The following is a 21,831-nucleotide window of genomic DNA, read 5'->3' as shown; positions in this document are numbered from 1 at the left end:
GCCCCGTCAGGGGCGCGGGGAACCGCGCGAGCGGCCACGACGGCGCCTCGGTCGGCACACGGCCTGCCGGGCACGCTTCCGGCCGACCGCTCAGTAGGCACTCCTCAGCGCCTGTTCGAGGATCGCGGCGCCTTCCTCCGCCTCCGCGACCGTCAGGGACAGCGGTGGCGCGATGCGCAGCGCGCTCGTGTTGTGGCCGCCGCCCTTGCCGATCAGGAGGCCGCCCTCGCGCGCCGTCTCCAGGACCTTCGAGGCGGACTCGGGGTCGGCCTCGTCCGTGCCGGGCCTGACCAGTTCGACGCCGATCATCAGGCCACGGCCCCGGACCTCCCGTACGCCGGGCAGCTGGGCGGCGACGCAGCGGAGACGTTCGATGAGGAGGCCGCCCACCCGGCGGGCGTTGCCCTGGAGGTCGTGGTCCAGGAGGTACGACAGGTTGGCGAGGCCCGCCGCCATGGTGATCTGGGTGCCGCCGAACGTCGAGATGCTGTTGGAGTCGAGGCAGTTCATGATCTCGGAGCGGGCGATCACCCCGCCGATGGACATGCCGTTGCCGATGCCCTTGGCGAAGGTCACGATGTCCGGCGGGCCGCTCTGGCCGTGCGCCTGCCAGCCCCAGAAGTGCTCGCCGGTGCGGCCCCAGCCGGTCTGCACCTCGTCGGCGATCCAGAGGATGCCCTGCTCCTGGAGGACCTTGCGGAAGGCCGCGTACAGGCCGTCGGGCGGGGAGGTGAAGCCGCCGACGCCCTGGATGGGCTCGGCGATCAGCGCCGCCGGCGGCCGGGTGTGGCCGAGCAGGTCGCGCAGGTCCTCCACGCAGGCCGCGATGAAGTCACGGTCGTTCAGCTCGGCGTACGGGCCACGGGTGCGGACGCCGCCGTGGACGTACAGCGTCTGCAGCGGCGAGAGGGAGGTCGGGGACCAGCCCTTGTTGCCGGTGATGCCGACGGCGCTGAAGGAACGGCCGTGGTAGCTGTTGCGCATCGCCAGGATGGTGTTGGTCCGGCGGTAGGTCGTCGCGAGCAGCAGGGCGGTGTCGTTGGCCTCGGTGCCGGAGGTGGTGAAGAAGACCCGGGCGTCCGGGATGCCGCTCAGGTGGGCGACCCGCTCGGCCAGTTCGACCATCGGGCGGTTCAGGTAGAGCGTGGAGGAGTGGATGATCCGCCCGGCCTGCTCGCTCACCGCCTTCGTCACCTCGGGGAGGGCGTGCGCGGTCATCGTGGTGAGGATGCCGCCGAAGAAGTCGAGGTAGCGGTTGCCGTCGGCGTCCCAGACGTGCCGGCCCTCGCCGTGGGTGATCTCCAGCGGCTCGTCGTAGTAGAGGGCCAGCCAGTCGGGCAGGACCTGGCGGTGGCGGGCGAAGAGGTCGTTCACGGCTGTACCAGCCCTTCGTAGGCGTCGGGACGGCGGTCGCGGTAGAAGGCCCACTGCTGCCGCACTTCGTCGATCAGGCCGAAGTCGAGGTCGCGGACGACGAGTTCCTCGTCCTTGTCGCCGGCGACCTCCCCCACGAACTGCCCACGTGGATCGACGAAATAGCTCGTGCCGTAGAAGTCGTTGTCCCCGTACTCCTCCTGGCCGACCCGGTTGATGGCGGCGACGAAGTACTCGTTGGCGACGGCTGCCGCGGGCTGCTCCAGCTGCCAGAGGTAGGCCGACAGGCCGCGCGAGGTGGCCGACGGGTTGTACACCAGCTGCGCGCCGTTGAGGCCGAGTTGCCGCCAGCCCTCCGGGAAGTGGCGGTCGTAGCAGATGTACACGCCGATCTTGCCGACGGCGGTGTCGAAGACCGGCCAGCCGGCGTTCCCGGGCTTGAAGTAGTACTTCTCCCAGAAGCCCTTGACCTGCGGGATGTGGTGCTTGCGGTACTTGCCGAGGACGCTGCCGTCGGCGTCGATCACGACCGCGGTGTTGTAGTAGAACCCGGACTGCTCGACCTCGAAGACCGGGACGACGATCACCATGCCGGTCTCGCGGGCCAGCTCCTGCATACGACGGACCGTGGGGCCGTCGGGGACCGGCTCGGCCCAGCGGTAGTGCTCGGGTTCCTGGACCTGGCAGAAGTAGGGGGCGTTGAAGACTTCCTGGAATCCGATGATCTTCGCACCCTGCCGGGCCGCCTCGCGGGCGTGCGCCTCGTGTTTCGCCACCATGGACTCGGTGTCGCCCGTCCAGGTGGCCTGGACCAGAGCGGCGCGTACGACGTTGGCCATGAGCTGCTCCTTCTACGCCCGTAGAGGGTCGAAAGTAGGCGTCCTCGGAGTCCTTGCCAAGACCATCGTCGTTAAGCCGCCGAGTCGATCTCGTTTCTTACCCCGGTGGACGAGTCGGAGGGCTCCGCCGTCGCTTCGGCCGCCTGCCGGGTGCCGGTGCGTGGGGGTGGTCGCGCGGTTTCCCGCGCCCTGGAAGGGCGCGCCGACCGAGGCCGGTCAGGCTGCGAGGCCCGCGACGCGCAGGGCGTGGAGCACATCCCAGTAGCAGCGGTCCGAGAACGACCGCGCCGAGCGGAGAAGCAGTGGCGCCAGGCGGTGCGGGTCCGGCTCCGCGCTGTGCGCCGCCTCCTCCGGCGGGCGGACCTGGACGTAGGTGTCCAGCAGGGCCCGGACCTCCCGGTGCCGGCCCGCCGTGTCCAGCACGAGGACGGCCTCGCCGATCTCCGCGGCGGGGCGGACCACGCCCTGGCGGAGGATCTGCCGGCCGTCGGCGGTCCTGCCCGCGGCGGTCAGCGCGTCGGCGGCTGCCACCAGCCGGGCGGGTGGCAGCGAGGCCGTCTCCCACAGCAGCGTGGCCCAGTCGGCGCCGAGCCCGGCCCGCTGGAGGGCGTCCGCGAGCAGCGGGAAGCGGGCGGCGGGCCACTGCGCGGCCTCGGCCAGCAGCGCGTGCGCCTCTCCGGTGCGGCTCTCGGACCGCAGCCGTTCCAGTCGCGCCACGGCCCCCGCCACGGCCTGTGCCGCCTCCTCGTCGGCCTGCTCCGCGACCGGCTCCGGCCCCGCCGGCGCCTCGGCGGCCCCGGCGAACCGGGCTCCGCGCGGGGTGCGGCGGCCGTCGGGAGCCACGGGCACGGGCACCGCCGGCGTCTGCGGTACGGCGGCGGGCGGGACTTCGTCCTCCGCCATCCCGGCGAACCGGGCACTGCCCCGCCGCCGCTTGCGCGGTCTGGCGGGGGCGGGGTCCGGGCCGGCAGCGGAGGCCGGGACTTCGGCCGGCTCCGGGGCGGCCGGCGCCGTGGCGGTGCCGGCCGCGGTGGCGCGGGCGGTCGCCCGCGGTTCGGCGGCCGGTTCGTCGGGCGGCGCTGCCGGCTCGTACTCTCGCTCCAGCCGGCCTATCCGGTGCCGGAGTTCGACACACCGGGCGGAGGCCCGTTCGTGGTCGTCGCGGGCCCAGGCCAGGTCGACGTCGAGGGACTCGGCCTCCTCGCGGGAGTGCGCGGAGGTGTACGCGCGGCCGACCTGGGCCAGCCGTTCGGCGGCGTAACGCTGCTCGCGGAGCATGACGTCGAGGCGGTCGACCAGATCCTCCCGGGCGCCCGGCCGGGCGTCGTAGGCGGCGAGGGCGCCGGCGTGCAGCTGCCGGGCCTGTTCCGCGGCGCGGGCGGCCGCCTCGGGACCGTAGGTGGTCGCGAGGTCCTGGAGAAGCGCGGCCACCACGTCCCAGGGCGGAACCTCCCGTGCGCCGAGGCAGGCCCGCATACCGTCGGGATCGCGCTGCCAGAACACCGCGCACCAGCCGCCGCCCTGGTCCAGGCGTGCCAGCAGACCGTTGAGGTAGTTTGCGAACTCCCGCATTCGTCCCGGGAGTTGATCCACAGTCATCGCTCGACTCCCGCCCGACCGGAACACTCCGGCTTCGTAGGCAACACCAGTCGTGTTACGGGGCCGCTACGGGGAGTTTTCAGCGGGCGCGCGGAGTCCTCATTGCGGGATCCTGACCGATGCGCGTCACACCGGGACCAGGGCGCAGCGGATCACCAGTTCGTCCATCGACAGGCCGAGCGCACGGGCGAGCGCGGCGACGGTGAAGAAAGCGGGGGTCGGCGCCCGGCCGGTCTCGATCTTGCGGAGCGTCTCGGCCGAGATGCCGGCCTCGGCCGCCACCTCGGTCATGCTCCGGTCACCGCGCGCCTCGCGCAGCATCTGCCCGAGACGCTCGCCGCGTTCGCGCTCTTCCGGGGTGAGGGGGGTGCGCACCATGCCCCCATCCTAAGCCGTGATTCTTAGCCGGTCGAGAAAGCCGGTATAGTAATTGGCATGGTGGAACTGAAGACAGACGTATCGATCGAGGCGATGTACGGCGCGGGCCAGGTCCTCGGGCAGGCCCTGACGGCCGTACGGGAGGCCGCCGGTGTCGGCGTCTCCCTCCTCGAGCTGGACGAGGTGGCGCGCGGGGTGCTGCGCGCGGCCGGGGCCTCCTCCCCCTTCCTCGGGTACCGGCCCTCGTTCGCGGCCACCCCGTTCCCCGCCGTCATCTGCGCCTCGGTCAACGACGCGATCGTGCACGGCATCCCGACCTCCTACCGGCTGCGCGACGGCGACCTGGTCTCCATCGACTGCGGGGCGGAGCTCGACGGCTGGGTCGGCGACTCGGCGATCAGCTTCACGGTCGGAAAGGCGCGCCCGGCGGACGTACGGCTGGTCGAAACGGCCGAGCGGGCCCTGGCGGCGGGCATCGCGGCGGCGGTCGTCGGCAACCGCATCGGTGACATCGCGCACGCCGTCGGCCGGGTCTGCCGCGAGGCCGGCTACGGCATCCCGCAGGGCTTCGGCGGGCACGGCATCGGCCGCCGAATGCACGAGGACCCGGAGGTACCCAACGAGGGCCGTCCCGGCCGCGGCCTGCCGCTCCGGCACGGCATGGCCCTCGCGATCGAGCCCATGCTGATCGCCGGTGGCCGGGACGGCTACCACGAGGCTCCGGACGGCTGGACCCTGCGCACGAACGACGGATCCCGCGCGGCGCACGTGGAGCACACGGTGGCGATCACGGAGGCGGGGCCGCGGATCCTCACGGAGCGGAGTCCGGAGAACTGAGAGCCGGCGAAGTGCTGGACATGCCCCCTTCGGGCAGGCGTGCGAAGGTGGTGTGACCGGGTCCTCCCGGGGGCACCCGCGCGGACCGGCACGTCGACCAGCGAGCGCGTCCCGCCAGGCGCCGGGACGCCGGAACGGAACGAACGCTCATGAGCAGCGGTTACCCCGGACCGAACGACTTCGGACAGGATCCTTTCGGAGAGTTCCTCGCCCGCTTCTTCGGCGGCGGCGGGGAGCGCCAGGGCCCCCGTCAGGTCGATATCGGCAGACTGCTCAGCCAGCCCGCCCGGGAACTGGTCCGGGGCGCCGCCCAGTACGCCGCCGAACACGGCAGCCGGGACCTCGACACCGAACATCTGCTGCGCGCGGCGCTGACCGCGGAGCCGACCCGCTCCCTGCTCAGCAGGTCCGGTGCGGATCCCGACTCGCTGGCCACGGAGATCGACGGCCGCGCCGGACCGGTCCAGCACCCGCCCGGCGAGGCGCCCCCGCCGACCTCGCTGTCCCTGACCCCGGCCGTGAAGCGCGCCCTGCTGGACGCCCACGATCTGGCCCGGTCCGGCGGCGCCGGATACATCGGCCCCGAACACGTCCTGGGCGCGCTGGCCGCCAACCCGGACTCGGCCGCCGGACACATCCTGAACGCGGCCCGCTTCGCCGCGAGTCTGCCGGCCGACGTCCCGGACACCGACCGCGTCCTCACCGGTACGGACAGCCGCCGTCATACCGGCACGCCCACGCTGGACAAGTACGGCCGCGATCTCACCGAGCTGGCCGGGGAGGGCCGGATCGACCCGGTCATCGGCCGCGACGACGAGATCGAGCAGACCATCGAGGTGCTCTCCCGGCGCGGCAAGAACAACCCCGTGCTGATCGGCGACGCCGGTGTCGGCAAGACCGCGATCGTCGAGGGCCTGGCCCAGCGGATCGCCGACCAGGACGTGCCGGACATCCTCTCCGGGCGCCGGGTGATCGCCCTCGACCTGCCCGGCGTGGTCGCGGGCACCCGCTTCCGGGGTGACTTCGAGGAACGCCTGACCACCATCGTGAAGGAGATCCGCGCCCACTCCGAGCAACTGATCGTCTTCCTCGACGAACTGCACACCGTGGTCGGCGCCGGAGGCGGCGGCGAGGGCGGCTCGATGGACGCGGGCAACATCCTCAAGCCGGCACTGGCCCGGGGCGAGCTGCACATCGTGGGCGCGACCACGCTGGAGGAGTTCCGCAAGATCGAGAAGGACGCGGCACTGGCCCGCCGGTTCCAGCCGATCCTGGTTCCCGAGCCCACCGTCCCGGACACCATCGAGATCCTGCGCGGCCTGCGCGACCGCTACGAGGCCCACCATCAGGTCCGCTACACCGACGAGGCCCTGGTCGCGGCCGTGGAACTGTCCGACCGCTACCTCACCGACCGCAGGCTGCCGGACAAGGCGATCGACCTGATCGACCAGGCCGGCGCCCGCGTCCGGCTCGGCTCCCGGGCCAAGGGCAGCGACGTACGGGCCATGGAGCGCGAGATCGAGCAGCTCACCCGGGACAAGGACCAGGCGGTCGCCGACGAGCAGTACGAGCACGCGACCCAGCTCCGCGACCGCGTCGTGGAGTTGAAGACGCGCATCACCGAGGTCTCCGGCGAGGACCTGGCGGACGAGGGGATGAACCTGGAGGTGACGGCCGAGGCGATCGCCGAGGTGGTGTCCCGCCAGACCGGCATCCCGGTCAGCAGCCTCACCCAGGAGGAGAAGGAACGGCTGCTCGGCCTGGAGGCTCATCTGCACCAGCGGGTCGTCGGCCAGGACGAGGCGGTCGCCGTCGTCTCCGAGGCGGTGCTCCGCTCCCGCGCCGGGCTCTCCAGCGCGGACCGCCCGATCGGCAGCTTCCTCTTCCTCGGCCCGACCGGTGTCGGCAAGACCGAACTGGCCCGCGCCCTCGCGGAGGTCCTGTTCGGCAGCGAGGACCGGATGGTGCGCCTGGACATGAGCGAGTACCAGGAGCGCCACACCGTCTCCCGCCTGGTCGGGGCCCCGCCCGGCTACGTCGGTCACGAGGAGGCCGGGCAGCTCACCGAGGTGGTGCGCCGCCACCCCTACTCGCTCCTGCTCCTCGACGAGGTGGAGAAGGCCCACCCGGACGTCTTCAACATCCTGCTCCAGGTCCTGGACGACGGCCGACTGACCGACTCCCAGGGCCGCACGGTGGACTTCACCAACACGGTCATCGTGATGACGAGCAATCTGGGCTCGGACGTGATCACCAGGCGTGGCGCCGGCATCGGCTTCGGCCCCGGCGGGGAGGAGGCGACGCAGGAGGCCCGCCGTGAACAGGTCCTGCGCCCGCTCCGGGAGCACTTCCGCCCGGAGTTCCTGAACCGCATCGACGAGATCGTCGTCTTCCGCCAGCTCACCGGCGACCAGCTGCACCAGATCACCGAGCTTCTCCTGGAGCACACCCGCCGCATGCTGCACGCCCAGGGCATCACGGCCCACTTCACGGACGCCGCGGTCAACTGGCTGGCAGAACACGGCTACCAGCCGGAATACGGCGCGCGACCACTACGGCGGACCATCCAGAGGCAGGTCGACAACCAGCTCTCCCGGCTGCTCCTGGACGGCACGTTCTCGGAGGGCGGCACGGTGACGGTGGACGTCACGGACGGCCGCCTGGAGTTCCGCCCGGAAAATGCGCCCCTCTAGGAGCGGGGGCTGGTCGTGCCCCCCGCTCCGCGACCGCGCTACCGCCGAGCCGGGTCCACCACCTGGGCGGCTCCCCCGCCCCGCCGCACCGTCTCCGCCGCCGCCAGCCACTTCCCGCCCGGCAGCCGCTGCACCCCGGTAGCCGCACCGATCTCGGGATTCAGCGAGAACGAATGCCCGATGGCCTCCAACTTGCCCCGCAGCACGGGGTCGTTGTACAGCGCGGGCTCCAACTCGGTCTTCGCCGCGTTGCGCTGCGACGCCCGGGGCGCTGCGATCGCGTCCACCAACGGCAGATGCCGGTCGAGGAACTCGGTCAGCACCTGGAGCACGGTGGTGATGATGGTCGCCCCACCGGGCGAACCGACCGCCACCACGGGCCTGTCGGCCTTGTCGAGCACGATCGTCGGTGAGATGGAGGACCGCGGCCGCTTCCCCGGCCCGGGCAGGTTCGGGTCGTGCACCGCGGGGTTCGCCGGCGTGAACGAGAAGTCGGTCAGCTCGTTGTTGAGCAGGAACCCCCGCCCGGGAACCGTGATCGCGCTGCCGCCGGTCTGCTCGATGGTCAGCGTGTAGGAGACGACGTTCCCCCACTTGTCGGCGACCGTGAGGTGCGTGGTGTTCTCGCCCTCGTACGTGGTCGGCGCCGGCGTACCGGCCGAGCCGGGGTTTTCGGGGTCGCCCGGTGCGACCGGGCTGGTCAGCACCGCGTCGTCGCTGATCAGCTTCGCGCGCTCGTCGGCGTACCGCTGGGACAGCAGCCCCCTCGTCGGCACGTCCTCGAACGCGGGGTCGCCGACCCACCTGCCGCGGTCCGCGAACGAGATCCGGCTCGCCTCGATGAAGTGGTGCAGGTACTGCACCTCGCTCGCCTTCGAGAGGTCGCTGTTCTCCAGGATGTTGAGGGCTTCCCCGACGGTCGTCCCGCCGGACGAGGACGGCGCGATCGAGTACACCTTCAGCCCGCGGTACGACGTCTCGGTGGGCGCCTGCGCCTTGGCCCGGTACGCGGCCAGATCCTTCGCCGACAGCTTGCCCGCCCGGGCGTTCCACCCCGAACCGGGGTCCACCGGAGGCTTGTTGACCGTCGAGATGATGTCCTTGCCGAGGTCTCCGCGGTAGATCGCCGCGACCCCCTTGCGTCCCAGCTCCTGATAGGTCCGGGCCAGGTCGGGATTCTTGAAGGTGGAGCCGACCGCCGGCAGCTGCCCGCCCGGCAGGAACAGCTCGGCCGTGTCCGGGAAGTACCGGAAGCGCGTCTCGTTGGACGCGGTCTGCGACCGGAACGTGTCGTCGACGACGAATCCGTCGCGTGCGATCCGCTCGGCCGGCCTGAGTACGGTGCCGAGCCGTTCGGTCCCCCACCGGTCGAGCGCGGTCTGCCAGGTGGCCGGCGTCCCCGGGGTGCCGACGCTGAGCCCGCTGCTGACGGCGTCCGCGAAGGAGAGCGGCTTGCCGTTCTCCGTGAAGAGGCCGGAGTCGGCGGTCAGCGGCGCGGTCTCGCGGCCGTCGATGGTGTGCACCTGGCGGGACTTGGCGTCGTAGTAGACGAAATAGCCGCCACCGCCGACGCCGGAGGAGTAGGGCTCGGTGACCCCGAGCGCGGCGGCGGTCGCGACGGCCGCGTCGACCGCGTTGCCGCCCTTGCGGAGTACCTCGACACCGGCGGCGGTGGCGTCCGCGTCCACGCTGGAGACCGCGCCGCCGTAGCCGACGGCCACCGGTGACTTCGCGACGCCCGCGCCGCCGGACGCGGGGGGTGCCGCGGCCCCCACCGAGACCACGACGGCCGAGACCGCCAGAACGGTCAGTTTCCGCGTGACAGGGCGACGCATCCGCACCTCCAGTTCCGGAACGTCCGCGCAGCGTATCGGCGGGGCCCCGGTCCCGACAGCCACATTCAGGGCACTGTCATACGACCGCCACACATCGAACACGGGTACGTTCCGGCCATCCGCGACCGCTAGCATGCGCGCCCATGAATGACGACCTGCGCAACATTATCCTTGGCGTGGTGGCCGCCGGCATCAGCGCGGCGCTCGGCTGGCTGGCCCGCACCGCCCTGTGGCGGCGCGGCCTGCGCCGCAAGCAGGCCTTTTTCGGGCTGCCGGAGAACTCGGAGTCACTGCTGGTCGTCAACCGCGATCCGGCCACCTCCGAACCGGCCGTGCACCGCTTCGACGTGTTCGCGCTCCTGGAACTGGCCGCGCTGATCAAGGACTGCGGTGCCAACCTCCAGGTGGTGACGCAGGACAACGTCCAGCAGGGGTTCGGCGAGCGCACCGAGTTCTGTGTGGGCGGGCCCGGGTCGAACCGGCGCATGGTGGCGCACATGTCGGCGATGCTGCCGGGCGTGCGGGTCAACGTGGACCCGGAGCCGGGACCGGACCGCGGCGCCTTCCAGATCGGCGCCGAGCGCTACCGTCTCGACCCGGGCATCACCGAGTACGTCCTGCTCGCCCGGCTCACCGCCGGGCAACGCCCCGACGCCCGGCCGGTGTTCCTCTTCTGCGGGCAACGCGCGATCACCAATCAGGCGGCCACCCGCTATCTCGCCCGCAATCACCAGCGGCTCGCCCGCAAGCACGGCAACAACACCTTCGTGCTGCTCCTCAAGGTGGTCAACTCGCAGGCGTACGGGCCCGACGTGGTCGAACTCGTCGAGGACGTCAGCCGCGCCGCGCAGGCCCCGCTGCCGCCCGCCGCGACCGAGACGCCCCGCTCCTCGCACCGCGCCTCCTGAACGCCCGCGCCATTCAACAATCGTTACTGGCACGTAACTTACCGACGGGTTACTTGCGGTAAGAGGTCGCGGTTACCGTCGGGTCACTTTGCACTGACACGAGTGAGGAGTGACCCATGGGACACGGTCGCACCACCGCCGCGGGGGCCGTCTCGGCGGCCCTGATCGCCGGCACCCTCATCGGCCTGGCACCGGCCGCACAGGCCGCCGCGTCCGTGCGCTTCGTCGACATCACCGGCGACGGCGGCACGGTCCTGAAGGCGAACGTCGTCACACCCGCAGGCGCCGACGCCACCGGGCACCACCCGCTCATCGTGCTGCCCACGAGCTGGTCGCTGCCCCAGGTCGAATACCTGGCCCAGGCCCAAAGACTCGCCGACGCCGGCTACATCGTGCTCAGTTACAACGTGCGGGGGTTCTGGCAGTCCGGCGGACAGATCGAGGTGGCCGGCCCGCCGGACGTCGCGGACGCCTCCAAGGTCATCGACTGGGCGCTCGCCAACACCGCCGCGGATCCCGGGCACATCGGCATCGCGGGGGTGTCCTACGGCGCCGGGATCAGCCTGCTGGCCGCCGCGCACGACAAGCGGATCAAGGCGGTCGGCGCGCTCAGCGGCTGGGCCGATCTGATCGACTCGATCTACTCGGGCCGTACCCAGCACGTCGAGGCCACCGCCCTCCTGGACGGCTCGGCGACTCTCACCGGGCGGGAGAGCCCCGAAGTACGGCAGATCTTCAAGGACTTCTACGCCTCGAACCTGGACCGGGAACAGGACATGATCGCCTGGGGAGAGAAACGTTCCGTCGCGACCTGTGTCGACCAGCTCAACCAGAACGGCGCGGCCGTCTTCATGGCCAACGCCTGGAGCGACAGCATCTTCCCGGCCAACCAGTACGCCGACTTCTACGGGAGGCTGACCGTCCCGAAGCGGCTGGAGCTGCGCCCGGGCGACCACGCCACCGCCGAGCTGACCGGGCTGCTGGGGCTGCCCAACGACGTGTGGACCGACACCGAGCGCTGGTTCGACCACTACCTCAAGGGCGACGGCAACGGCATCGACCGTGAGCCGCCGGTCCAGCTCAAGTCCCGTACCGACGGCGGCTACGAGGGTTACCCCGACTGGAAGTCGGTGGGCGCCACCCGCCGGAAGGTCGCCCTCGCCGGCTCGACCACGATCCACGCCAACGTCGACTCGGGCGCGGACGGCGGGGTGGTCCTCCTGTCCGGCCTTCTCGACCAGATAGCCCGGCTGCCGCCGGTCGCGTCGATCCCGCTGCTGCCCCGCCGCTGGGCCGCCGTCTGGCAGTCCGAGCGCTACGGCAGCGCCCAGCGGGTGCGCGGTACGGCCCGGCTGCACACCACCCTCACCCCGACCGGGGAGAGCGGCACCCTCGTCGCCTACCTGTACGACGTGGGCCCGCTCGGCCTCGGCAAGCTGGTCACCAACGCGCCGTACACCTGGTACGACCGCTCCCCCGGCAAGGCGTTCGACGTGGACCTGGACCTGTTCTCCACGGCCTACGACGTGCCGGCCGGGCACCGGCTCGCGCTGGTGGTCGACACGGTGGACCCGCTCTACATCGAGCACAACCCGTCCGGCGCGCAGCTGACCTTCTCCTCGCCGGTGGACGACCCGTCGTACGTGTCCGTTCCGCTGCGCGAGCAGTGATCTCCGGCTGCCGCCGGCCGGGCCTGGCCCTGGCTGCCGCCCCCTACGGCAGCAGCGTCCCTGGTTCGGCCGGGGCCACCTCGGCGGCCTCGGTCCTGGGACTGCGCTGCTCCCTCCTGGCCACCCAGCCGGCGAACCACGAGAGCAACATGCACATCCCGATGTAGATCGGCGAGATCACCATCACCACGGGGATGAAGGGCAAATCGTAGTCGAGGTTGGATGCGATCAGTTTCCCGGCATGGAGGAACTCCTCGTAGGTGATGAGATAACCCAGCGAGGTGTCCTTGAGGGCCACCACGAGCTGGCTGATGATGGCGGGCAGCATGGCCCGCACGGCCTGCGGCACCAGGACGTAGGACATGACCTGGGTCTTGCGCATGCCGAGCGCGAACGCGGCCTCCCGCTGGCCGCGTTCGACGCTGTTCACCCCGGAGCGGAACACCTCGGCGAGCACCGAGCCGTTGTAGAGGGTGAGTCCGGCGACCAGGGCGGGCAGCGGATGGACCTTGAGCGCCACGAAGATGAAGAAGATCATCACCAGGACGGGCATGGCCCGGAAGAACTCCACGACGACGGTGGCCGCCCACCGCACCGCACGGTGCTCGGAGAGCCGTCCGGTGGCCAGCAGGCCGCCGAGCGCCAGGGAGAGGACAGCGGCCGTCGCGAAGGCCACCAGCGTGTTTCCGAGGCCTCGCAGCAGGAGTTCCTGGATTCCCTTGTAGGCGAAGGGCATCCACTTCGTGCGCGTGAACTGGGCCGTGTCGAAGAGGAGGTTCAGGATCCAGGCGACCAGGCCGAGGATGACGAAGGTCGACAGGACCCCGTACAGCGTGTGCCGTCTTCTGGTGACGGGTCCGGGGACGTCGTAGAGCGCGGTGGCCTCGGTCATCGGGCGATCCCCCACTTCCGCTCCAGCACGGTGAACAGGGCGCTGACGGCCAGGGTGATGACGAGGTAGCCGGCCGCGATCCAGACGAAGGTCCAGACGATGTCGTAGCCGAGCTCGGTCAGGGTCTTGTAGGTGCCGAGGAGTTCGGTGACGCTGAACGCCCCCGCGATCGCGGAGTTCTTGGCGAGCGCGATGAGGGTGGAGCCCACCGGCGGGATGACCGAACGGAACGCCTGGGGCAGGATCACCAGGGCCAGGGTCTGCCCGAAGGTCATGCCGAGGCTTCGGGCGGCCTCGCCCTGTCCCCTGGGCACGGTGTTGATGCCGGCGCGCAGCGCCTCGCAGATGAACGCTGAGGTGTAGCAGCCGAGCGCGAGGACCGCGAACACCTGGAAGGGCAGCACGAGCCCGAACCGGGGCAGGCCGAGCAGCACCGCGAAGAACAGCAGGGTGAGCGGGGTGTTGCGGAGCACGGTGACCCAGGCGGTGCCGATGATCCGCAGGGAGCCGACCGGGGCGACCCGGAAGGACGCCATCAGGAAACCCAGGACCAGGGCGAGCACCGAGGCGCAGACGGTCAGTTCGACGGTGCCGAGGAAGCCCTCGGCATACGTGTGGACGTTGTCGGTCAGTACGTTCATGCCGTCCTCGGTCAGCTCGCGGGATAGCGGTCGATCGGGGGCGGCTTCGGGGCGGGGACGCCGGACAGGCCGAGCGTCGCGTCGTACGCCTTCTTCCAGTCGCCGTTCTTCTCACGGGCCTCCAACGCGTCGTCCATCGCGAAACGCAGGGCGCTGTCGCCGCGTGGCACGCCGATGCCGTACGGCTCCCGGGAGAAGGGCTTGCCGGCGACCTTGAGCTCGCCGGGGGCCTTCGCCGCGTAGCCGACGAGGATGGCGTCGTCGGTGGTGACGGCGGCGACCTGGTAGGTGAGCAGGTTGTCCACGCACACGGAGTAGGTGTCGTAGGCGACCAGGACCGCCTTCGGGTAGTCGGCCCTGATCCGCTGGTACGGCGTCGAACCGGCGGCCGAGCAGACGCGTTTGCCGGCCAGGTCCTGGGGGCCGTGGATGTCGTTCTCGTCGTGGCGCACCAGCAGGGACTGGCCGGCCAGGTAGTAGGGCCCGGCGAAGCCGACCAGGTTCCTGCGGTTGGCGTTGATGGTGTAGGTGCCGACGTAGTAGTCGATCTGGCCGTTCTGCAGGGCGGTCTCGCGGTTGGCGGAGGCGATGGTCCGGAAGCGGACGGTGCCCGGGGCGAGGCCGAGGGAGGCGGACACCATCTTGGCGATCTCGATGTCGAAGCCGGAGTAGACCCCGGTGGCCGGGTCCCGCTCGCCGAGGTAGGGCTGGTCCTCCTTGGCACCCACCACGAAGTAGCCGCGCCGCCTGGCCCGGGTCCAGGTCGGGGAGGCGGGCAGCCGGACGTTCTGCGCCACCTGGTAGTGGGGAAGGGTCTCGGCCGCCGGGCCCTTCCCGGGCGGGCTGCCCTCCTTGCCACAGCCCGCGGCGGCGAGCAGCGCGGCGGACAGGGCGCTCAGCAGGGCCGGGGCGGCGGGCGCACGGGTGGTACGGAACATGGTCGCGCTCCCCGCTCAGTGCTTGAGGATCTTGGAGAGGAAGTCCCTGGCACGCTGACTGCGCGGGGCGGTGAAGAACTCCTGCGGCGCACGGTCCTCGACGATCCGGCCGTCGGCCATGAACACCACGCGGTGGGCGGCGGAGCGGGCGAAGCCCATCTCGTGGGTGACGACCACCATGGTCATGCCGTCCCGGGCGAGCTGCCGTATGACGTCGAGGACCTCGTTGATCATCTCGGGGTCGAGGGCCGAGGTCGGCTCGTCGAAGAGGAGGGCCCTGGGTTCCATGGCGAGGGCACGGGCGGTGGCCACCCTCCCCCAGTGCCCGAAGGGCCTGGGAGGTGCCCCCAGCTGCTGGCCGCCGGAGAGCTGTGCGGGGAATTTCCGGGCGTGCGCCGACAGGCCCACGCGGTCGAGGAGTTCGTACGAGTGCCGGTCGGCCTGCTCCCTCCTGCGCCCGCGGACCTTGATCTGGGCGAGGGAGACGTTCTGCAGGACCGTCTTGTGGGCGAACAGGTTGAAGGACTGGAAGACCATGCCGACCTCGGCACGGAGCCTCGCGAGGGCCCTGCCCTCCTCGGGGAGCGGCTGCCCGTCGAGCGTGATCCTGCCGGACTGGATGGTCTCCAGGCGGTTGATCGTGCGGCACAGCGTCGACTTTCCCGAGCCCGAGGGGCCGATGACGACGACCACCTCCCCCTTGCCGACGGTGAGATCGACGTCCTGCAGGACATGGAGGTCCCCGTAGTACTTGTTGACGTCACGCAGCTCGATCAAAGTATCGACGGCCATACGCAGCCCTACCCACTCTCAGCTGTGTCGTGGTTGCCGCAAACTATCCACCCGCGGGTGGGCTTGAGGCACGACACGCACTTTTCGGGCATTAGCCGTATTTACGCCGTCTTTATCGCGGTGCCGTCGTCGCCGCGACGGCGCCGTCGGTCAGGCCTCGGACACCTCCGCGTACAGCTGGGAGAGCTCGGGGACCCCGCTCGCGGCCCAGCCGTGGCCGGACTCGACGACCTCGAACTCACGCCCGGACTCCAGGCGTACCACCGGCTCCCCGTCGGTGCGGATCTCCCAGTGCGCGCCGGGCACGGTCCGGATCAGGACCGTACCCAGGTACAGGCCGGCGTCGGTGCCGAGCCAGGTCAGGGTCTCCTCGTCGTCCCGCCAGCGCGGGATCAACTGGTCGAGGGCCTCCAGTGAAGCCGGGGTGTCGTCGAGCGTGACACCCTCCTCGGCCGCCTGGGCGCGCAGCAGCTCGCACTCGGCGAGCAGATCGGGGTCGGCGATCAGGGGCACGCCACCGGTGTGGGGATGCCTGTTACCCAGGAAGGGGATGTTCATGGACCCAGGTTGACACCTACACCTCCAGGTCCACCACCACCGGAGCGTGATCGGACGCACCCTTGCCCTTGCGCTCCTCGCGGTCGACGTAGGCGTCCTGCACGGCCTTGGCGAAGGGCTCGTTGCCGTACACCAGGTCGATGCGCATGCCGCGGTTCTTGGGGAAGGCGAGCTGGCGGTAGTCCCAGTAGGTGTAGGGGTGGTCGTACTTCAGGGGGCGCGGGACCACGTCGGACAGGCCGGTCTCGCGCAGCGCGGTCAGGGCCGCGCGCTCGGCCGGGGTGACATGGGTGAGGCCCTCGAAGGCGGCCGGGTCGAAGACGTCGTCGTCCGTCGGTGCCACGTTGTAGTCGCCGAGGACCGCGAAGGGGCGGCTGCCGGCCGCGTCCCCCGCCACGGCCGCCTTGAGCGCCTCGAACCACTGCAGCTTGTAGGCGTAGTGCGGGTGCTCCACCTCGCGGCCGTTGGGCACGTACACCGACCAGACCCGGACCGGGCCGCAGGTCGCCGAGATCGCGCGGGGCTCCACGCTCCCGTCGTACCCGGGGTCGCCGGGCAGGCCCTTGACGACGTCCGCCAGGCCGACCCTGGACAGCACCGCCACGCCGTTCCACCTGCCGGTGGCGTGGACCGCCGCCTCGTAGCCCAGCTCGCGCAGCTGCCCGGTCGGGAACTGCGCCTCGGCGACCTTTGCCTCCTGGAGGCAGAGCACGTCGGTGCCGCTGCTCTCCAGCCAGGCGAGGAGCCTCGGCAGGCGGGCGGTGATCGAGTTCACGTTCCAGGTCGCGATGCGCATGCCTGACAACCTACCGGGCCCCTGTGACAGCGCGGCTCAGACGTCCGCCGAGGTCCCCGGGGCCAGCCGCTGGTGGTCCGCACCGCCCAGGGCGCCGATCTGGCGGTCGTAGATCGGGCGGGCCAGATCGGTGAGCAGGGCGTCGTGGACGTCGTAGGCGCGCCGCGGCCTCACTTCCCGGACGTAGTCGATGACCTCGGAGATCTTGTTCCAGGGGGCCATCACGGGCAGCATCAGCGTCTCGACGGGACGGTCGGGGACGGTGAGGGCGTCGCCGGGGTGGAAGACCTTGCCGCCGTCGATCAGGTAGCCGACATTGGTGATGCGCGGGATGTCGGGGTGGATCACCGCGTGCAGTTCGCCGTGCACCTGGACGTCGAAGCCGGCGGCGGTGAAGGCGTCGCCGTGGCCCACCGTGTGCACCCGGCCCGGGAAGGCCGCCGCGAGCTGGTCGGCGACGGATTTCAGGGTCCAGATCTCGGTGGCCGGGTCGGCGTCCAGCGCGGCCCGCAGCCGGCCCTCGTCGAAGTGGTCGGCGTGCTCGTGCGTGATCAGGATCGCGTCCGCGCCGACGGCCGCGTCCTCCTCGCTGAACCCTCCGGGGTCGAGGACGAGCGTGCGCCCGTCCTTCTCCAGACGCACGCAGGCGTGGGACATCTTCGTGAGCTTCATGGTCACCATCCTGCCCCCGGAACGTGCGTCAGTCCTCGGGAGTGGTCTCCTCACGGATGATCCGCTGGGCGACCCGGAACGCGCTGTTCGCCGCCGGCACACCGCAGTACACCGCCGCCTGGAGCAGGACCTCCTTGATCTCGTCCGGGGTGAGGCCGTTGCGCAGGGCCGCCCGGACGTGGAAGCCCAGTTCCTCCAGGTGGCCGCCCGCGACCAGCGCGGTGAGCGTGACGCAGCTGCGTGAGCGCCGGTCGAGTCCGGGCCGGTCCCAGATCTCGCCCCAGGCGTAGCGGGTGACGAACTCCTGGAAGTCCCCGGAGAACTCGTCGGCCTGGGCCAGCGCCCGGTCCACGTGCGCGTCCCCGAGCACCTCCCGGCGGACCTTCAGTCCCGCGTCGTAGGGATCGGGCCGCCCGAGCGGCTGCGGCACCGCGACGGCCGGGGCGATCTCGGCGAGGGGCGTGACCTGCGGCGCGACCTGGGGCACGACCTGCGGCGCGGCGGCCAGGACCGGCTTCGGCGGAGCGGCCGGGATGGCCATCTGACCGGTGGTGGAGTCGTAGGCGGGCTGCCAGGCGGTGGAGAAGTGCCGCACCAGCAGGTCGGTGACGGCGGCGGGCTGCTCGACCGGTACCAGATGCGAGGCGCCGGGCACCACGGCGAGCCGGGCGTCCGGGATCCCGGCGACCAGGGTACGGGCCTCGGCGGGGCCGGTGACCTGGTCGTCCGAGCCGACCAGGACGAGCGTGGGCACGCCGATCCGGCCCAGTTCATGCCGTACGTCGAACCCCGCGAGGGCCTCGCAGGCGGCGATGTAGCAGCCGGGGTCGGTGGTGCGCACCATCTGCACGGCCCACTCGGTGATCGCGGGCTGGGCGGCGGCGAAACCGCCGGTGAACCACCGCTCCGGCGAGGTCCGGGCGATCGGGTCGAGGCCGTTCGTCCGCACGATCACGCCGCGCTGCCGGAACTCGTCCGCCGTCCCGAACCGGGGCGAGGCGGCGACCAGCGCGAGCGAGGCGATCCGCTCCGGGTGCCGCAGGGCCAGTTCGATGCCTACGGCGCCGCCGAGCGCGCAGCCCGCGTAGCCGAAGCGCTGCACGCCGAACGAGTCGAGCGTGGCCAGCAGCCGGGCGGTCAGCTCGGTGACGGAACCGGCGGGGTGCGCCGGGGAGCCCCCGTGCCCGGGAAGGTCGTAACGGAAGACCCGCCACTGCTGGATCAGCTCCGGGACCTGGCGGTCCCACATGTGCCATGTAGCACCGAGGGAGGTTCCCATGACCAGGACCGGAGCCTGTTCCGGCCCGTCAAAGCGGTATTGCAGGGTTTCGACGTTCTTCTCACTCACCCGCTCACGCTCCCACATCTCACACCCTATGCAGGAGCGGGGGTGGAGAGGCTCGCCAGACCTCCCCAGGTATCCGCTGCCTGACGAAGATCCTCCACATCCGGCTTCACATACCAGCGCTTCGTGGTCTTGACGTTGGTGTGCCCGGCCCAGCGGGCCAGGAGGTGATCCGGCACCCCGTTGTTCGCGAGGTACGTGAAGAAACTCGCGCGAGCGTCGTACGGGCGGACCCGTCGCACCCCGTGCTCGTCCATGACCTTGTACACCCGCTCACGCAACTGCCGCCCGTTGAGTACCCTGTCGGGTTTCGGCGTAAGCCTGCGGTGGCCGTGCGGACGGGGGTGCGGATGGGGGTGCGCGGCGCACGGAGCCAGTCGGCTGCCTGCTCGGCGCTGAGTCGGTGCGGGGGGCCTTGGCAAGCAGGTGCAACAGGTAGCTGGAGCTCGGGGCGCGGTTGGGCGGGCGAAAAGCGGGTGGCGTTGACATGCGTTACACGACGGCGATCGAGGTGGCGCCTTGGAACGGGGGCCGGCCGGTGAACGATTCGCACAACCTTGCGGTCATGTCAAAGCCGCGCCGGACAGTGCCCCCACGGGCGTCCTCCCTGTTGACTGCTCTGCCCAGACGGTCTTTCCCTGATCCCAGTAGCGGGTACCCCACTGGTCCGCGAGGGTGGCGACGATGAACAGCCCTCGGCCGGTCTCGTCGATGGTGCGGGCGTGTTTCACGTGTGGAGCGCAGGTCGAGGCGTCGCTGACCTCACTGGTCAGCATCTCGTCGAGGATCAGGCGTAGTTGCAGGGGCGGGGCGCCGTAGCGGACCGCGTTGCCGACGAGTTCGCTGACGATGAGCTCATTGGTGAACGCAATCTCCTCGTCCACACCCCAGGCATCCAGTTGGCACCGGGCAGCCGCACGGGCGATCGGGGCGGCCTCGGGACCTGGCGGCAGGGAGAGGGCCCGTACCTGATCCGAGGGCAGCGCTTTCGTACGGGCGAGCAGCATCAGTGTCTCGTCGGTCGGGTGGCCATGTGTGAGCGCACGCGTGATGTCGTCACGCAGCTCGGGAAGACTCCGCTTGCTGCCGCGGTCCAGGAGCGGGCGCAGTGGACCTGCCAGGACCTTGTCCGCGAGGGGGGCCGTGGCCATGGCCAGGGTGGTGCCTTCGGGGAGGCTGACCGTGGTCGCGGGAAACGGGGCGCTGCCCGCTCCGGCGAGCAGGGGGCCCGGAGGCACGGCCACGGTGGACGAACTGCCGTCGGGAAAGAGAACGACCGGCTCCGGGAGACCGGCACGGGCAAGGGTGCAGGCGAGAGTGACCGGGTCGTAGATCGCGATGGCGCAGCCGGCAGTGAGCAGCTCATGGCGCAGGGGATCCCCAGGGGGGAGTGCGGCGCGTTCAGCTGCGAGACGGATCGCGGTGTCGCTCAACCGGGCCAGTAGCTCGTCGGGCCCCAGGTCCAGCGGGGCCAGTGAGTGGAGGGCCGTCCGAAGCTGTCCCATGGTGGCCGCCGCGGCGACGCCTCGTCCGGCGACGTCGCCGACGACCAGCGCGGTCCGTGCGCCGGGCAGCGCGATCGCGTCGAACCATACGCCGCCACCCTCCGGACCGGGAAAGTGCAGTTGGCAGACCTCCACGGAGCTTGGCGTGGCTGGATGCTGGGGCAGAAGCCTGCGCTGGAGAGTCGCTGCGATGGTCCGCTCGCGGGTGTACCGACGGGCGTTGTCGATGCAGAGAGCGGCGTGCGCGCATACGTCGGACGCGAGCTGAAGGTCCTCCTCCTCGAAGGGATCTTCTTGTTGGTGGCGGTAGAAGCTGACTGCGCCCAGGGCATGACCGCGCAATGCCAGCGGTGCCACGATCAGAGAGTGGACATCAGACCGTCTGATGGAGTCCGCTCGGGCTGGGTCGGCGGCAAGCCACGCGCTGTCGGCGTCAATCGAGACGAGCCGCGGGCGGAGGTCGGACAGTACACGCGAGTAGGGGGTGCCGGACGGAAGCGGGCGCACGTCTCCCACCGGGTAAGCCGAGATCCGTCCCCGGAAGGCTGTTCGGCGTAGGGGAACGTCCTGGTGGACGGGGACCGGTGGAGGGTCCTCACCGCGGACGACGTCGTCGATGACTTCGACGACGGCGATGCCGGCGAAGGCAGGCACTATTGCGTCCACCAGTTCTCGGCACACAGCCAGCACGTCCAGCCGCCGCCCCACCCGAGCGCGAACCGCGTCCAGGAGGGCCAGGCGTTTCAGCGCGTTCTCACGCTCGGTGACGTCGACCGCGGACGCCACCAGACCGAGCACGTCCCCGCGGCCGCTCTCCAAGCGGGCGAAGGAGACGGTGTAGATGCGGCGTCTGTGCAGGCCAGGTGCCTCGCCAGCCCGGACGAGCAGGTTCAGTACCGGCACTCCGCTCTCCAAGACCCTGCGAGCCACCGCGAGCGCTTCGTCAGGGTCTTCGAGTTCGAACGCCTCGGTGAACCGCTTGCCGAGCAGGTCTGCCACTGGCGTGTCACGCAGCCAACGGCTGCCGGTGTTCATACGGACCACGCGGAGTTGGTTGTCCAGGACGTGCAGTCCCACCGGGGACTGGGTGAGCATGGCCTTCAATACCGCCACGTCCCCCTGTGAAACGGCGTCCGCTGCAGCACGTACCTGCCAAACAAGGGAAGTGCCGCGCAGCTCCGGCGTGACCAGTACCGGGGCTCCGCCAAAGAGGCTGCCTCGGCGCCCTCCGTCCCTCGCGTTGATCTCACGCATCAGCGCGAGGACGGACTGGCCAACGGCCTCCTCGGCGGACCATCCGAACAGCTCCTCAGCAAGTCGCCGCCACTCGATCACCCGCCCATCCTCAGCGATGATCATGAGCACGTCGCGGTCGGGCACGGACAACACCTCCCGATCTGCGCAGTGCACCCCCCACCAGTTCAAGCGCGTGGCGGTCCTCCGGCAACCCGACCCGGGTGTTTCAGACTGTCACGGCAGGCTGATCGAAGTCCTGAAGAGGATCCCGCGAAGGCCGCCCTCCCCTGCTCCACAGACGCCGGACGCACTGCGTCAGCAGG

19 protein-coding genes are annotated in these 21,831 nt (G+C 70.9%); 4 read left to right on the top strand and 15 right to left on the bottom strand.

Features of this window, described 5'->3' with window-relative positions:
- Window positions 1-90 precede the first annotated feature (90 nt).
- The 4 genes from ACZ4O3_RS03310 to ACZ4O3_RS03295 form a co-directional block, all read right to left on the bottom strand.
- The gene (locus ACZ4O3_RS03310; RefSeq protein ID WP_467720977.1) at window positions 91-1,374 is read right to left on the bottom strand and encodes an aspartate aminotransferase family protein; all 1,284 of its coding nucleotides are present in this window, start codon (window positions 1,372-1,374) and stop codon (window positions 91-93) included.
- Window positions 1,371-2,213, bottom strand: coding sequence for a nitrilase-related carbon-nitrogen hydrolase (locus ACZ4O3_RS03305; RefSeq protein WP_362728928.1), 843 nt, complete (start codon window positions 2,211-2,213; stop codon window positions 1,371-1,373). Before ACZ4O3_RS03305 ends, ACZ4O3_RS03310 begins: the two co-directional genes overlap by 4 nt.
- A 216-nt stretch (window positions 2,214-2,429) precedes the next feature.
- Window positions 2,430-3,812 (bottom strand): hypothetical protein, encoded by a 1,383-nt coding sequence (locus tag ACZ4O3_RS03300; protein ID WP_467720976.1) that lies wholly within the window; start codon window positions 3,810-3,812, stop codon window positions 2,430-2,432.
- Between the two features lie 126 nt (window positions 3,813-3,938).
- Window positions 3,939-4,190, bottom strand: a complete 252-nt coding sequence (locus ACZ4O3_RS03295; protein ID WP_362732273.1) for a helix-turn-helix domain-containing protein — start codon at window positions 4,188-4,190, stop codon at window positions 3,939-3,941.
- Between the two features lie 57 nt (window positions 4,191-4,247).
- Between ACZ4O3_RS03295 and map the strand changes: the two genes are divergently transcribed.
- Window positions 4,248-5,027, top strand: a complete 780-nt coding sequence (gene map, locus ACZ4O3_RS03290) for a type I methionyl aminopeptidase (RefSeq protein WP_362732275.1) — start codon at window positions 4,248-4,250, stop codon at window positions 5,025-5,027.
- 149 nt (window positions 5,028-5,176) lie between these two features.
- The gene (locus ACZ4O3_RS03285; RefSeq protein WP_467720975.1) at window positions 5,177-7,720 is read left to right on the top strand and encodes an ATP-dependent Clp protease ATP-binding subunit; all 2,544 of its coding nucleotides are present in this window, start codon (window positions 5,177-5,179) and stop codon (window positions 7,718-7,720) included.
- A gap of 38 nt (window positions 7,721-7,758) precedes the next feature.
- Here the strand turns inward: ACZ4O3_RS03285 and ggt are convergent, their stop codons facing one another.
- Window positions 7,759-9,555 carry a gamma-glutamyltransferase gene (ggt, locus tag ACZ4O3_RS03280; RefSeq protein ID WP_467720974.1) on the bottom strand — a complete coding sequence of 599 codons (1,797 nt, stop codon included), beginning with the start codon at window positions 9,553-9,555 and terminating at the stop codon, window positions 7,759-7,761.
- Between the two features lie 143 nt (window positions 9,556-9,698).
- On the opposite strand from ggt, the gene ACZ4O3_RS03275 reads away from it, so the two are divergent.
- Both ACZ4O3_RS03275 and ACZ4O3_RS03270 read left to right on the top strand, forming a co-directional pair.
- Entirely contained in the window at window positions 9,699-10,463 is a 765-nt protein-coding gene (locus tag ACZ4O3_RS03275) for a hypothetical protein (RefSeq protein ID WP_362717923.1), read from the top strand.
- A gap of 116 nt (window positions 10,464-10,579) precedes the next feature.
- On the top strand, window positions 10,580-12,133 hold the full coding sequence (locus ACZ4O3_RS03270; RefSeq protein WP_467720973.1) for a CocE/NonD family hydrolase: 1,554 nt from the start codon (window positions 10,580-10,582) through the stop codon (window positions 12,131-12,133).
- A gap of 43 nt (window positions 12,134-12,176) precedes the next feature.
- On the opposite strand, the gene ACZ4O3_RS03265 is transcribed toward ACZ4O3_RS03270, so the two are convergent.
- The 10 genes from ACZ4O3_RS03265 to ACZ4O3_RS03220 all read right to left on the bottom strand — a co-directional run bounded on the left by ACZ4O3_RS03265 (window position 12,177) and on the right by ACZ4O3_RS03220 (window position 21,652).
- Window positions 12,177-13,025 carry an amino acid ABC transporter permease gene (locus tag ACZ4O3_RS03265; RefSeq protein WP_362717916.1) on the bottom strand — a complete coding sequence of 283 codons (849 nt, stop codon included), beginning with the start codon at window positions 13,023-13,025 and terminating at the stop codon, window positions 12,177-12,179.
- A complete protein-coding gene (locus ACZ4O3_RS03260; protein WP_467720972.1) occupies window positions 13,022-13,666 on the bottom strand; it encodes an amino acid ABC transporter permease in 645 nt (214 codons plus the stop codon). Before ACZ4O3_RS03260 ends, ACZ4O3_RS03265 begins: the two co-directional genes overlap by 4 nt.
- A gap of 11 nt (window positions 13,667-13,677) precedes the next feature.
- The gene (locus ACZ4O3_RS03255) at window positions 13,678-14,604 is read right to left on the bottom strand and encodes a glutamate ABC transporter substrate-binding protein (protein WP_362717910.1); all 927 of its coding nucleotides are present in this window, start codon (window positions 14,602-14,604) and stop codon (window positions 13,678-13,680) included.
- 15 nt (window positions 14,605-14,619) lie between these two features.
- Window positions 14,620-15,396 (bottom strand): amino acid ABC transporter ATP-binding protein, encoded by a 777-nt coding sequence (locus tag ACZ4O3_RS03250; protein ID WP_467720971.1) that lies wholly within the window; start codon window positions 15,394-15,396, stop codon window positions 14,620-14,622.
- Window positions 15,397-15,546: 150 nt separating this feature from the next.
- The gene (locus tag ACZ4O3_RS03245; protein WP_467720970.1) at window positions 15,547-15,954 is read right to left on the bottom strand and encodes a DUF6278 family protein; all 408 of its coding nucleotides are present in this window, start codon (window positions 15,952-15,954) and stop codon (window positions 15,547-15,549) included.
- Window positions 15,955-15,970: 16 nt separating this feature from the next.
- Window positions 15,971-16,750, bottom strand: a complete 780-nt coding sequence (locus ACZ4O3_RS03240; protein WP_384990037.1) for an exodeoxyribonuclease III — start codon at window positions 16,748-16,750, stop codon at window positions 15,971-15,973.
- A 36-nt stretch (window positions 16,751-16,786) separates the two neighbouring features.
- The gene (locus ACZ4O3_RS03235; RefSeq protein WP_362717898.1) at window positions 16,787-17,422 is read right to left on the bottom strand and encodes an MBL fold metallo-hydrolase; all 636 of its coding nucleotides are present in this window, start codon (window positions 17,420-17,422) and stop codon (window positions 16,787-16,789) included.
- Between the two features lie 28 nt (window positions 17,423-17,450).
- Entirely contained in the window at window positions 17,451-18,788 is a 1,338-nt protein-coding gene (pcaDC, locus tag ACZ4O3_RS03230; RefSeq protein ID WP_467720969.1) for a bifunctional 3-oxoadipate enol-lactonase/4-carboxymuconolactone decarboxylase PcaDC, read from the bottom strand.
- Window positions 18,789-18,796: 8 nt separating this feature from the next.
- A complete protein-coding gene (locus tag ACZ4O3_RS03225) occupies window positions 18,797-19,189 on the bottom strand; it encodes a tyrosine-type recombinase/integrase (protein WP_467720968.1) in 393 nt (130 codons plus the stop codon).
- A 141-nt stretch (window positions 19,190-19,330) separates the two neighbouring features.
- Window positions 19,331-21,652: a SpoIIE family protein phosphatase gene (locus tag ACZ4O3_RS03220; protein WP_467720967.1), complete on the bottom strand. Its 2,322-nt coding sequence runs from the start codon at window positions 21,650-21,652 to the stop codon at window positions 19,331-19,333.
- Window positions 21,653-21,831: the final 179 nt, after the last annotated feature.

The organism is Streptomyces sp. NPDC026515 (genome assembly GCF_055567595.1).
This window is presented reverse-complemented; position numbering and strand designations above follow the sequence as displayed.

What these genes read in the sequence shown, in the direction of transcription:
- ACZ4O3_RS03270 (WP_467720973.1), top strand. Translation starts at nt 10,580, where the DNA reads ATGGGACACGGTCGCACCACCGCCGCGGGGGCCGTCTCGGCGGCCCTG.
- ACZ4O3_RS03265 (WP_362717916.1), bottom strand. Translation starts at nt 13,025, where the DNA reads ATGACCGAGGCCACCGCGCTCTACGACGTCCCCGGACCCGTCACCAGA.
- ACZ4O3_RS03245 (WP_467720970.1), bottom strand. Translation starts at nt 15,954, where the DNA reads ATGAACATCCCCTTCCTGGGTAACAGGCATCCCCACACCGGTGGCGTG.
- ACZ4O3_RS03275 (WP_362717923.1), top strand. Translation starts at nt 9,699, where the DNA reads ATGAATGACGACCTGCGCAACATTATCCTTGGCGTGGTGGCCGCCGGC.
- ACZ4O3_RS03255 (WP_362717910.1), bottom strand. Translation starts at nt 14,604, where the DNA reads ATGTTCCGTACCACCCGTGCGCCCGCCGCCCCGGCCCTGCTGAGCGCC.
- ACZ4O3_RS03285 (WP_467720975.1), top strand. Translation starts at nt 5,177, where the DNA reads ATGAGCAGCGGTTACCCCGGACCGAACGACTTCGGACAGGATCCTTTC.
- ACZ4O3_RS03260 (WP_467720972.1), bottom strand. Translation starts at nt 13,666, where the DNA reads ATGAACGTACTGACCGACAACGTCCACACGTATGCCGAGGGCTTCCTC.
- ACZ4O3_RS03250 (WP_467720971.1), bottom strand. Translation starts at nt 15,396, where the DNA reads ATGGCCGTCGATACTTTGATCGAGCTGCGTGACGTCAACAAGTACTAC.
- ACZ4O3_RS03235 (WP_362717898.1), bottom strand. Translation starts at nt 17,422, where the DNA reads ATGAAGCTCACGAAGATGTCCCACGCCTGCGTGCGTCTGGAGAAGGAC.
- ACZ4O3_RS03240 (WP_384990037.1), bottom strand. Translation starts at nt 16,750, where the DNA reads ATGCGCATCGCGACCTGGAACGTGAACTCGATCACCGCCCGCCTGCCG.
- pcaDC (WP_467720969.1), bottom strand. Translation starts at nt 18,788, where the DNA reads ATGTGGGAGCGTGAGCGGGTGAGTGAGAAGAACGTCGAAACCCTGCAA.
- ggt (WP_467720974.1), bottom strand. Translation starts at nt 9,555, where the DNA reads ATGCGTCGCCCTGTCACGCGGAAACTGACCGTTCTGGCGGTCTCGGCC.
- ACZ4O3_RS03300 (WP_467720976.1), bottom strand. Translation starts at nt 3,812, where the DNA reads ATGACTGTGGATCAACTCCCGGGACGAATGCGGGAGTTCGCAAACTAC.
- ACZ4O3_RS03295 (WP_362732273.1), bottom strand. Translation starts at nt 4,190, where the DNA reads ATGGTGCGCACCCCCCTCACCCCGGAAGAGCGCGAACGCGGCGAGCGT.
- ACZ4O3_RS03305 (WP_362728928.1), bottom strand. Translation starts at nt 2,213, where the DNA reads ATGGCCAACGTCGTACGCGCCGCTCTGGTCCAGGCCACCTGGACGGGC.
- map (WP_362732275.1), top strand. Translation starts at nt 4,248, where the DNA reads ATGGTGGAACTGAAGACAGACGTATCGATCGAGGCGATGTACGGCGCG.